Source organism: Vallitalea sp., assembly GCF_025211055.1.
In the GTDB taxonomy this organism is placed as follows: Bacteria; Bacillota; Clostridia; order Lachnospirales; family Vallitaleaceae; genus Vallitalea.
The window spans coordinates 124,622-137,540 of sequence record NZ_JAOARO010000004.1 but is presented as its reverse complement, the minus strand read 5'-3'; the positions used below and the strand labels follow the sequence as shown (position 1 = coordinate 137,540).

Genomic DNA, 12,919 nt, shown 5'->3' with positions numbered 1-12,919 from the left:
TGTCCTTTGTATAGTAACTCACGAACCATGTGAATTCCAAAAAACCTTGTACCACCTAAAACTAATATTTCCACTTAAATTCCTCCTTTAAATTCAAAATGTAATTACACTCCATAATACTAGTACATAATGTTGCCTAACTATAATATTTCCGACTGTCGCTAATACCTCCAAATCAGATATATTCCCGAATGTCGTAAATACTTACTATCTGACTCTTCTTTTTCACATAATATCATCCAATGGACTTTTAATATTCATAATATTCTTATTTGTAACATGTGTATATATTTCTGTAGTTTTTGAGCATGCATGTCCTAATAATTCTTGTATATATCTAATATCAGTACCATTTTCTAATAAATGGGTTGCAAAACTATGTCTAAGACTATGCACAGATACTTTTTTTGTTACACACCCTTTTTCACATGCATTTTTAAATATTCTTTGTACAGTTCTTTCTGTTATATGCTTATCTTCATCAGCCCCTTCAAATAACCATTTATTTGGTCTATATTCCTTATAATACCTCCTTAATTGCAACAAAATACTTTCTGATAACATAACATATCTATCTTTGTTACCCTTACCTTTCTCTATCTTAATCAACATTCTTTGACTATCTACATCATTTATTTTTAATTTTACTACTTCACCAACTCTTAATCCCGAAGAATAAATTAATGCTAATAAAGTTTTATGTTTATTATTCTTTAATGATGTTAATACACTTTTCACTTCTTTTTTACTTAATACATTTGGTAGTTTTCTTTCTTTTTTTGGTCTTTCAATATATACTGTTAATTTTGATTTATGTAATACATATTCATTTAGAAACTTTATACTACTTATTGCTTGATTAACATAACTATGGGAACATTCTTTTTCCATTAAATAACTTAAATACATTTTTACATCATTCTCAGTAATTTCAATAATATGCTTATTAATATAATTATTAAAACGTTTAATGTGATTTATATAACATTTTTTTGTCTTACTTGAATAACCCTGTATTGTTAACTCTTGGGTATATTTCCTTAGTATATTATCATTACTATTTGTTGTCAAATGTCATCATCCTTTTAAGTAAGAATCTCCCCTGATTATGCCTTAGTTATCATAAATCTAATTTAAATTATATGTATTAACTAATATTTTGTCAATTATTCTCAAATCCACTAGAAAACTGTAATAAGTTATTATCTATATTCTTTATCTCCTTGAACAATATTCATTTAATTAATTGGGGATCTTCTAATCAATAATTTTTTTCTCTGTGTATTTATCTTATATGTAGAACCTATAAAATAATTATACATCACATATATTAATAATAAACTCTATAATCTATGGCAATCAATATATATTATAATACTTTTAATTAGCTATCTTCTTTTACAAAAAAGCTGTCTACAATTAGACAGGCGTTACTTAATAATATAATTTTTCATATTACTTATTTCAACTAAATCTTTGATATTTTTTATACCTTATTCGCATTTATTAAATAATGACAATAATTTATCTCCCATAGCTTGTTCTTTCATTTTTATCTCTCCTACTAATATTTACTTTCATATTATATTTATATTAATAGAAATTTATAAGTAAAAAACAACTACCAAAACCTAAAATAATACACTTTGGATTTTGGTAGTCATCAATTATTATATATTAGGCACGCCCAAGTTTTTTCTGAATATCATTCATCTTCTCTTTTGTTAATGGATATTTCCACATTATTATGATTGCTACTATTAACCCAGATACAGCTGGAATTATTGAAATCAAGAGTTTAACACCATTACTAGCTGCTGCTGTTTGAATCTCTGCAGCTGGAACAAAACCAATAATAGCTAACAAGAAATTAATTAACGCTCCACCTATTCCACCAGCAGCCTTCTGCATAAATGTTGATGTAGAAAATACTATTCCGCCTTGTTGTTTGCCTGTTGTAAGTGTAGCATAATCAACACTGTCTGCAATCATAGACCAAATAATAATCATACAAAAACCTAAACCAATACCCCTTATTACATTAAAAATAACAAATCCTGAAATATTAGTATTAGGAATAAAGTAGAAAATTATAGATGCTAAAGCATATATTATCATTCCTGCTCCCATAATTGTCTTTTTCTCAAACTTCATTGCTATAGGCATTAATATCATTGAAATCAACATTGCGAATGCACCTGTAAGCGTATATATCATAACGATATCTCCTCTACCTAGAACATCAACAAAGAAATAATTAGATGCACCAATTAGAGCCTGTTGAATAGATATTAATAAAAGAGAAATTGCTAATAGAATTAAAGCTTTATTGTTAATAACTGCTGCTACTCTTTCTTTTATTGTTATCTTGACTTCTTTCTTATCTTCTACATATTTATACTTTTCTGTAGATTTATATGTAATACCCATGCATACAATAACCAATATAGCTCCAATTATTCCTGAAATAAGAAAACCTTCCCCATGAACTCCATCTTGTTTTATAGCTAAACCTGGAACAATAACTGAACATAAAATAATCCCAAACATTGTAAATATATTTTTCAATGTAATTATCTTAGTCCGTTCATTTGAATCAAAAGATAGTGTAGATTGCATTGACATATAGGGTATATTTGCAAAGGTATAGGACATACCCCATAGAATATATATAATTGCACCATAGATTACCTTCCCCATATTCCCAATATTAGGTGCGTAGAATAATAATATAGTTGTAATAGCTAAAGGTATCATCCCCCATATCAAATATGGTCTATATTTCCCTCGTGAAGTATTGGTTTTATCAACAATGGAACCCATTATTGGGTCATTAATCCCGTCCCATATCCTAGCAACAAGCATTATAATACCAACTGCTGCAAGAGATATTCCTAAAACATTAGTAAAAAATATATTAACATATGCAGATGTAAGCATATATACAAAATTGTAACCTAGGGCAGCTGCACCATACCCCATAATATTTTTTAACGGCATTCTTTTAGTAGTATCCATAGTTTTCACCTTTCCTTTTGTATGATTATATAAGCCAATAGCAATTTTAATATCTTCTCTAAATCTCTATCATTTGTTTCATAAACTTTAATAACATCATATTCATAGGTTCTGGTATTACTTTTTTTACAAATTGCTCAATATGTTTAATTGTAACTACTTTAGCTTTCATTTCTTCTAGCATACCTCTAAAAACTATTATCATTTGTTCCCTCTGCTCTTTTTTGGAATAACTTAATATAAATAAGAGTGCTTTTTCAGCTTCTCTGTCAAATATAATATTATTACCTAACTCAACCTTCTCATTATTTATTTTTTCTATTTCGACTCTTTCTATCTCCTCTACAGTCATATCACCATTAGCTTTAATACCAATTCTTTCATATTGTTCTACAGGTGCATCATTAAGTTTCATCAAATCTCCCATTAATTTGATTAAATCTTTTTCAACTTCATAATCTCTGTATCCATTATGTTGTTCAGGGTCTTTAGATAGATCAAATAGCATAGTTCCATACCAATAAGGATTAATATAATTAGTGCTATGTAACTTCATCAATCTACACTGCTTTGAAAAACTAAATGGTTGTGACAATTCCATGCCAATAAATTCATTAGCCTGAAATAATTGATTCATATGAGTAGGCATTAATGTATATTCAAAATGAGGTGTATTATCAGTAGATACTGGGGCTCTCATATAAATATATCTTCCATCTGTAACATTAATGTGACCACCTGCCATTCCAAATAAGGCACCTTCTCTGATTTTTTTATCAGATCTAATTGTTTCTTTCAATGGTTTGCCTTCCATATCCTTTGGTATCTGTACATTGAAAAATTCTAATAATGTTGGTGCTATATCAATAGTCTGTGTTAAAGCATTCCTAGTAATATTTTTAATCTTTAATCTTGGATCCCAGATAAAAAAAGGCAAATTGACAATTTCATTATAAAATGGCTGTATATTTTTACCCCACCATTCATGTTCACCTAATAAAAAACCATGATCTGTATTCACTATAAGCATTGTATCTTCCCACATACTATACTTATCCATCATATCTAAAACCTTACCTAGATAATTATCACACATACTTACTAAGGCGGCATATTCATATTTTACATGTTGTATTGTTTCTTGATTCTCTATAACTTTTGAGTAATCTGGCCAATCATGATGTTTCCCATTATAATCATGAGGATACAAATCTTTATAGTTTTGTTGTGTAAAAAATGGTTCATGAGGGTCAAATGTTTCAATCTGCAAAAACCAGTTATCTTGTTCTTTATTTCTCTCAATAAATTCAAGACCATTTTTAAATGTAAGTGCTTGAGGTTGTTTTTCCTCTTCATCAAGATATTGTCTATTAACCCAATCTTGCCTCCACAAATCAGATAATTTATAATTACATATAGAATCTGGTATATTAGGATCAGCAACATTACCTTTCCAGTGATCTCCTTCCTGCCCTCTTGATATTTCCCATGTATTATATCTGTTGTGATATGTTGCACCACCATCTTCCCAATAATGTGTATGGTCACTAACAATATGTGTATATACATTATTTTTCTTAAGTATCTCTGGCATTGAATCATCAAAGGGTTCAATAGGTCCCCAACTTCTGTGTAAAAAATTATAACGTCCTGTATGTAATTCTCTTCTAGCAGGCATGCATGGTAGACTTCCTGCATAAAAATTGTTAAACATTACTGTTTTCTTTGCTAACCTATCAAAATTTGGTGTTTTTACCCATTGATTACCATAAACTGATAGGTATTTCTTGTTCAATGAATCAAACATAACCATTATTGCTTTCATATAGAAACACCTCTTAGAATCATTTTCGGGAACGTTCCCAATAACATGTAAAAAAATACTGTTCTAACTAGGCCTAGTATTAACGGGAACGTTCCCATTAATACTATTATATAACATTTATACTAACCAGTCAATATTTTTTTGTTAATTATGTCAATTTTTTTACAGATTCTCTTTCAATTATATGAGGTTTCAACAATATTTCTTTATCATTTACTTTCTTATTCTCTAATATATTTATTAATAATGACGAACTTTCTTTTCCCATTTCATAATTAGGTATATTAACAGTAGTAATAAATGGATAAATTGAACTAATATCATTTCCACCATGTTCAATACTTATAATCGAAATATCACTAGGTATTTTTTTGCCCATCTTATATAGTATGTTCATAACTTCAATTGTTAAATAACTATCTTCTAGATATAATGCTGTACAACCATTTGCTATTTTATCTTCAATTACATCATATAAGTTCTTCTTAATTTTGTTAACATCAATTATATTATTTTCATCATATATAATCGAGTTTTTCATACAAAAATCTTTATATGCATCATATTTACGTACCCCTATTTCCCATATAGTACCCCTATTTGTCAAAGATACAATATTGGTATGCCCTTTTTTATATAAATAATTATATACTTGTTTATTGAACTTCAAATAATGGACATATATGTTATAACCTCCATAGTCTTGAAATCTTTCTCCAATATATACTATTGGTTTATATTTTTTAATAGCTTTTTGCAGATTTTTGTCATTATTTCTTTTTGCTAATATTATTAAACCATCAATTTTATTTTCCCTAAAATACTTCTGATAATCGTGTTCATCATCTTTAAACTTATCTTCATCTGTTACTAATTCAAATATCAATAAAAGACTATAATCTTTCTTACCTATTATTTCTTCTATTCCATTAAGTATGGCTAATGATTGTTTTGATTCGAAAACAGAAGATGTTTTACCTGTAATCTTAGGTATAATTACACCTATAATATGATTTGATTTACCTTTTAATCCTCTTGCCATAGCATTGGGATAATAATTAAGTTGTTTGATTGCCTCATATACTTTATCTCTTGTTTCTGGCTTAACTGAACCACTATTCAATACTCTTGATACTGTACTCTTGGAGACCCCTGCTAACTTGGCCACATCTATAATAGATTTACTCATTTTCTTCCCTCTTTAATATTATATTTTTTAATATTTTACATTAACAAGTTAATATATATCTTATCATAATTTTGATATAAAATCACTTTAATAATGTTTTTTATATCTGGAATTAAATAAAAAGGTCTGAAAACTTTTCCACACTCTATTACATTTATGAAAATTAATTTAATGCAGTAAAAATTAATCCCAAAAGCAATTTAAACTATATAGGATTAATTTTTGGATAAGATGTTTTAAAGTAGAAAGCTACTGATATCTTTACCAGTAGCTATACCAAGGAGTAGAAATATTATTTGCTGTACTTATTTTTTTTGTCTTTCATATTATTATCGTACATGCTGTTGTTCATATTTTCCATGTTTTCCATGTTTTCCATGTTGTTGTTATACATATTATTGTCCATGTTTTCATTTCTCATGCAGTTATTACTGTTTTCATTATACATGTTGTTTTCCATATTATACATGTTGTTTTCCATATTTTCGTTATTCATGTTTTTTGATTTATTTCTCTTAGCCATTTAATGACCTCCTTTTAAATTTACATCTTACAGTTATATTATTTGTTATAATAATTATTTTATGCATATAAAAAAACTAAAATTAGGTATAAAAAATTATTTTCATAATTAGCAATTTTTGGTATAATATTAAAAAATAAACTGGAAATATTATTGAAAAGAGGTTTATTGATATGGAATATAAGATAAACAGAATAGGTATTCATAATTTGGAAATAGGTATGGAACTTGCCAACGATGTACTTACATCCAATGGTCTAATATTGATCCCATCTAATACTATTATTACCCAAAATCATATCTTCAAATTGAATTTATATCAAATACTAAGCGTAGATATAAAAGAAAATCTTATAAAATATAATTATAGTTATAATAACGACGATATAAAATTCACCAAAAACTTTTTAAAATTCAAAGACAGTTATGATACCAGTAAAAAAAAGTTAACAAAGTACTTAGATACTATCGGTAACGGTGGAAATGTTAACATTAGAGACCTTTTCAGACTTAGTAATGATCTGATAATATCTCTCAAAACTAAGAGCGAGCTTTTCAATTACCTTAATCATTTAACAAGTATAGATAAATACATATATTCCCATTCATTGAATGTATCAATGCTTTGTAATATATTTGGTCAATGGTTACATCTAGATAAACAAGATATTGAAAAACTAACTGTTGCAGGACTACTTCATGATATAGGTAAACTATTAATTGATACAAAAATAATTAATAAACCAGGCAAACTAACGGATGATGAATTTGCAATTATAGAAAAACATCCAGAAATAGGTTTTAATCTTGTAAAAAACCTTGATCTTCCAGAAGAAATAAAACTGGGAATACTTATGCATCATGAAAAGATAGATGGCTCTGGATATCCTTTTCACTTGAAAGATTCGCAGATTCATGATTACGCTAAAATAATAGCTATAGCAGATATATATGATGCTATGACATCAGTTCGTTCATATCACAAAAAAACTTCCCCATTCAAAGTTATAAGATTATTTGAACGAGAATCCTATGGATTACTTGATACCCAGTATCTCTTTGTATTTCTAGAAAATATTGCTTATAATTATTTACATAGAACCGTAAAACTATCTAATGGGGAAGTAGGAAGAATAATCTTCATTCATAGGACAACTCCTTCAAAGCCTATTGTAGATGTTGGCATTGCGATAATTGATATGGAAGATGAAACAGACTTAGATATAGAGGAAATTATGTAAGTAAAACCTCTAAAAATACGCCATTTTTTATATGATAACCACCTTTAAAACATTTTTTTATTATATTTTTAATAAAAATTTAATTTTTTTGTTGAATTTATATAAAATATATACTATAATGTGAGTATATGATTGTGTTGTTTACCCTTCTTTTTTTAAGGAACGATACATATCATATACACTATATAACCCCTTATTAATTATTTATACTCCCCTCATCAAAATAACCACATGGTGACATGTGGTTATTTTATTGTCTAAACCCTTATGAATTAAGATAATACCTGAAATTTAACACTATGATTTTCTTCTACCTCTACCATTTTTTTCATATATTACATAAAAAATACATCTTAATAATATTCTTAATAATATTTTTATATTTATTTAATGAAATTTTTATTTAAGTAATATTTTTGTAATATTACCTATTCTTCCCATTCCATAGCTCTGGTAACGGCTTTTTTCCATCCTTCATATTTAATTTCTCTTGTTTCATCATCCATCATAGGTTGGAATGATCTATCTATGGCAGTATCCCTATTTAGTTCATCCTTATTCCAGAATCCAACTGCAAGTCCAGATAGATAAGCAGCGCCTAAAGCAGTAGTTTCAATGACTTTTGGTCTTTCTACAACTACCCCTAATATATCGGCTTGAAATTGTAATAGGAAATTATTAGCTGAAGCACCACCATCAACCTTTAATTTCTCCAAGCTAATACCTGAATCTTCAACCATTGCATTTATAACATCCTTTGATTGATATCCAATTGATTCTAATGTAGCTCTTATTATATGATTTCTATTTGTTCCTCTTGTCAATCCTACTATTGCACCTCTTGCATACATATCCCAGTAAGGTGCCCCTAAACCTGCAAATGCTGGTACCACATATACACCTGCGGAGTCTTTTTCTTTCATAGCAAAATATTCACTCTCATCTGAAGAGAATATCAATCTCATTTCATCTCTTAACCACTGTATGGAAGCACCAGCAATAAATATACTGCCTTCAAGAGCATATTCGACTTTTCCATCTACTCCCCAAGCAATTGTTGTTAACAGTCCGTTCTTAGAACTAATAAGTTTATCCCCTGTATTCATTAATATGAAACTTCCTGTACCATATGTATTTTTTACCATTCCCGGTTCATAACAGCCTTGTCCGAATAGAGCTGCCTGTTGGTCTCCTGCTGCTCCTGCAATAGGTATTCTAGCTCCGCCTAATGTCTTTTCATGAGTATATCCGTATATACAACTTGATGATTTCACTTCTGGCATCATTGAGATTGGTATATCTAACTCATCTAATATTTTCTGATCCCATTGTAGTTTATGTATATTGAATAACATGGTTCTTGAGGCATTAGAGTACTCAGTAACGTGAACTTCTCCTCTTGTCATATTCCAGATTAACCAAGTATCCATAGTTCCAAATAGTAATTCACCATTCCTAGCCCTTTCTCTCGCACCTTCCACATTATCTAAAATCCATTTAACTTTAGTTGCAGAAAAATATGCGTCTATTATAAGACCTGTATTTTCTCTAATATAATCTTCTAACCCTCTTGCTTTTAATTCTTCACATATATCTGCTGTCTGTCTTGATTGCCATACTATGGCATTATATACTGGCTTACCTGTATTCTTATCCCATACAACTGTAGTTTCCCTTTGATTAGTTATCCCTATAGATGCTACTTCATAAACACTTACACCAGCTGTTTCCAATACTTCTCTCATAACACCACTCTGAGTACCCCAAATTTCCATTGCATCATGTTCAACCCATCCTGGTTTTGGATATATTTGTTCAAACTCTTTTTGAGCAGTTTCTACAATATCTCCTTTTTTATTAAATAAAATTGCTCTACAACTAGTAGTTCCTTGGTCAAGTGACATTACATATTTCTTTTCCATAATAAAAACCTCCTAATATATTTGCAGCAACTATAATTAGCTATAAATAAATTGTACAAATCAAGTACATCTCCTTATTAAATATTATACTATATGAACAAATATTTTCATAGACCAATTAAATAAAGTTAGTTTCTTGATTTTTATCCATGCTGTTTATTCCTGCTTGGCTTTCTGAAAAACGAATATATTGCAAAAGGATAAAAAAGATAATTTTATTTTTAAAAAAAAATTGAAAAAATTTTTTTATTCTATAAATCTTAAGGAAAAAGGTTCTAATAGCTTTTTTCTTTTTAATATCAATAATTGTATTCAAGTGGTTTTTTTTGTTTGTTTATTTCATCTTTCTTAGCATATATTATTTATATAGAAAAAAATAAAAGGATGAATCAAATGACTGACATAATAAGTGAAACAGAACTAGAAATCAAACTCAATGAATTTCGAGATGTTTTAATCAACTATGATTACTCTGAAATTGAGAACGTCATATTTTTTGATATTAACTCTCTTAATTATTATATTGAAAACAACGAAGGAAATCCTTTTGAAAAACAATATGATGCAATTGAAAAAATATTAAATAGTATTTACCTATACTTGCCATGCAGTCTTTCAGATGATACTATAAATGTAATCTCAGAAATACTAAATGTTAAATATGGGGATGAAGCTATAGTTAAACAGAATGTTCTATTCAATATCAAGTTAGAGTTCATTGATATGGTAAAGAATATATCATCAGAAGAAGAATGGAACAAATTAGTACAATTATGTAAAAAAATCAGGAATACCAAAGAAAAACTTGAAAGGAATGAAAAAGAATATGAGTATTTGGGGAGATAAGCCCTATTATTCATTAAATTACTATTTAAGAGAATTATACGGTGAGAAGATATATAAAATTGCAATAGATGGTGGTTTCACTTGCCCTAATAGAGATGGTAAAATTGATACTAGAGGTTGTATTTTTTGTAGCAAAGGCGGCTCTGGAGATTTTGCTTCTTCAGCATCATTATCAATATATGACCAGATTGAAGAAGGTAAGAAAAGATTATCTTTTAAAAAAACAGGAAATAAATATATTGCTTACTTTCAAGCATACACTAATACTTATGCTCCTATTAATCATTTAAAGGTGCTTTTTAGGGAAGCAATATCCCATCCTGATATAATTGGTCTATCTGTAGCAACAAGACCTGATTGCCTTGATAATGAAGTTATAAAACTATTAGCCACCATTAATAAAACTAAGAAGGTATGGGTTGAACTAGGATTACAATCAATCTATACCTCTTCTGCATCTTTTATAAGACGTGGATATGAACTGGAATGTTATGATAATGCTGTAACACGGCTTACAGAGAATGGTCTTGAAGTAATTGTTCATCTGATATTAGGACTACCCAATGAAACAAAAGAAGATGTTCTTCAATCAGTAAGATATATATGTGGCAAGAATATTGGGGGAATAAAACTTCAATTATTACATGTACTAAAAAATACTGACCTAGCAGATTATTACTATGAACAAGGGTTCAAGATATTATCAATGGATGAATATATTGATTTACTAATTTCATGCATAGAGATTATACCACCGAACATTGTAATTCATAGAATTACGGGAGATGGTCCTAAAAATCTATTAATTGAACCTCTTTGGAGTGGTAACAAAAAAGTAGTTTTAAATACTATATTAAAAGAATTCAAAAATAGAAATACTTGGCAAGGTAAAAAACAACCTCTAACCTAATATAATATTAAATACCCACTTGTTTATTTTCTTTTTTTAATATACAATAGTTGTTAATATATAAAGTGTTTAAATATATACTTACCACTATATGTTGTGGTTATTCAATATTATATATTTAGCTAAATACATATTAGATCGGTTTATTAAGGAGGTTTATATGAAGGGTTCAAATCATGAATTAAGTGTAAATAAGTTAATAATTCTTTATATGATTGAGAAATTAGACATGCCTATGTCATATACTCAGATTTCAGAATTTTTGTTAGCTCATGAATATATGAATTATTTTTCCCTACAGCAGTATTTTTCGGAACTAGTTGAAACTAATTTATTAGCTACCAAAGTAATAAATCATTCTACTAGATACTCAATTACTGAAAATGGCAAAAAAACGTTAGAATATTTCGAAAACAGGATACCTGAAAGTATTTGTACTGAGATACTTAACTATCTAAAAGATAAAAAGTTAGAGTTGAAAGATGAATTTGAGATAACAGCAGAATATTACCCTAAGAAAAATGGGGATTTTACTGTTAATTGTATCGCAAAAGAGAAAAAAGACCTACTTATGGAAATTAAGATTAATGTTGTGTCTAAGGAACATGCTCTTAAGATATGTGATAATTGGAAGGAAAATCCTCATGTGATTTATGGGAAAATATTGGAGGAGTTGTTGAAGTCATAAATAAGTATTTACACTTTAATAAGCCAGCAATTAAACATAAAGTATAATTGCTGGCTAAATTATTCTTATCCATCCTTAATCTATATATATATCAGCACAAAACTAAATAAGTTTATTCAAATAACAAAAAAATATATATACTAATAATATTGGTTTTATTTTATAATTATTTAACATCTACTATATCATCAATTATATTCCATAGAGTATCTTTTCCCTGTTTTGTGGTTGCGGAAAAAGGAACAATTTTATTACGGTCTTTTATACCTAATGATTTTCTTATTATGCTTACGTGTTTATCTATTTGGCTTCTTTTTATTTTGTCTAGTTTGGTTGCGATTACTATTGGGTCAAAACCGTTATACACTATCCAATCATATAACATTTTGTCGTTATTACTTGGTTCATGTCTTATATCTACTAGTAATAGTATTTGTTTTAATTGTTGTCTTTTATAGAGGTAGCTTTCTATGAATTTTCCCCAACGTTTCCGTTCCGTTTTGGAAACTTTTGCATAACCGTATCCTGGTAAGTCTACGAAGTAGAGTATGTCTTCAATGTTATAGAAATTGATAGTTTGTGTTTTTCCAGGTTGGGAGGATGTTCTTGCGTAGGATTTTCTGTTAATTAATGCATTAATAAGTGAGGATTTTCCTACATTGGATTTTCCTGCGAAAGCAATTTCTAGTAGACCTGTATCAGGAAATTGAGAAGTATTTCCTGATACAACTTCTAGGTTTACATTATTTACGTTCAT

Annotated in this window: 11 protein-coding genes; 4 read left to right on the top strand and 7 right to left on the bottom strand. The window is 28.4% G+C overall.

The genetic code is table 11. The features are described from left to right. Nucleotides 1–225 precede the first annotated feature (225 nt). The 5 genes from xerA to N4A55_RS01060 all read right to left on the bottom strand — a co-directional run bounded on the left by xerA (nt 226) and on the right by N4A55_RS01060 (nt 6,555). Nucleotides 226–1,071, bottom strand: coding sequence for a site-specific tyrosine recombinase/integron integrase (gene xerA / locus N4A55_RS01080; RefSeq protein WP_293753549.1), 846 nt, complete (start codon nt 1,069–1,071; stop codon nt 226–228). 606 nt (nt 1,072–1,677) lie between these two features. Then, entirely contained in the window at nt 1,678–3,018 is a 1,341-nt protein-coding gene (locus tag N4A55_RS01075; RefSeq protein ID WP_293753548.1) for an MFS transporter, read from the bottom strand. Between the two features lie 58 nt (nt 3,019–3,076). Continuing rightward, complete coding sequence (locus N4A55_RS01070) at nt 3,077–4,843, bottom strand: sulfatase (RefSeq protein WP_330666271.1); 1,767 nt, start codon at nt 4,841–4,843, stop codon at nt 3,077–3,079. A gap of 148 nt (nt 4,844–4,991) precedes the next feature. Continuing rightward, nucleotides 4,992–6,032, bottom strand: coding sequence for a LacI family DNA-binding transcriptional regulator (locus tag N4A55_RS01065; RefSeq protein WP_293753547.1), 1,041 nt, complete (start codon nt 6,030–6,032; stop codon nt 4,992–4,994). A gap of 292 nt (nt 6,033–6,324) precedes the next feature. Next, a complete protein-coding gene (locus N4A55_RS01060) occupies nt 6,325–6,555 on the bottom strand; it encodes a hypothetical protein (RefSeq protein WP_293753546.1) in 231 nt (76 codons plus the stop codon). A 173-nt stretch (nt 6,556–6,728) separates the two neighbouring features. On the opposite strand from N4A55_RS01060, the gene N4A55_RS01055 reads away from it, so the two are divergent. Next, a complete protein-coding gene (locus N4A55_RS01055) occupies nt 6,729–7,796 on the top strand; it encodes an HD-GYP domain-containing protein (RefSeq protein ID WP_293753545.1) in 1,068 nt (355 codons plus the stop codon). 428 nt (nt 7,797–8,224) lie between these two features. Here N4A55_RS01055 and glpK read toward each other — a convergent pair whose 3' ends face one another. After that, nucleotides 8,225–9,718: a glycerol kinase GlpK gene (gene glpK / locus N4A55_RS01050; protein ID WP_293753544.1), complete on the bottom strand. Its 1,494-nt coding sequence runs from the start codon at nt 9,716–9,718 to the stop codon at nt 8,225–8,227. A gap of 393 nt (nt 9,719–10,111) precedes the next feature. Between glpK and N4A55_RS01045 the strand changes: the two genes are divergently transcribed. From N4A55_RS01045 to N4A55_RS01035, 3 genes are all read left to right on the top strand, one after another. Then, complete coding sequence (locus tag N4A55_RS01045; protein WP_293753543.1) at nt 10,112–10,564, top strand: hypothetical protein; 453 nt, start codon at nt 10,112–10,114, stop codon at nt 10,562–10,564. Further along, nucleotides 10,545–11,474, top strand: a complete 930-nt coding sequence (locus tag N4A55_RS01040; RefSeq protein WP_293753542.1) for a TIGR01212 family radical SAM protein — start codon at nt 10,545–10,547, stop codon at nt 11,472–11,474. Before N4A55_RS01045 ends, N4A55_RS01040 begins: the two co-directional genes overlap by 20 nt. Before the next feature lie 160 nt (nt 11,475–11,634). Beyond that, on the top strand, nt 11,635–12,162 hold the full coding sequence (locus N4A55_RS01035; protein WP_293753541.1) for a DUF4364 family protein: 528 nt from the start codon (nt 11,635–11,637) through the stop codon (nt 12,160–12,162). Between the two features lie 166 nt (nt 12,163–12,328). Here the strand turns inward: N4A55_RS01035 and yihA are convergent, their stop codons facing one another. Beyond that, on the bottom strand, nt 12,329–12,919 hold the full coding sequence (yihA, locus tag N4A55_RS01030) for a ribosome biogenesis GTP-binding protein YihA/YsxC (RefSeq protein ID WP_293753540.1): 591 nt from the start codon (nt 12,917–12,919) through the stop codon (nt 12,329–12,331).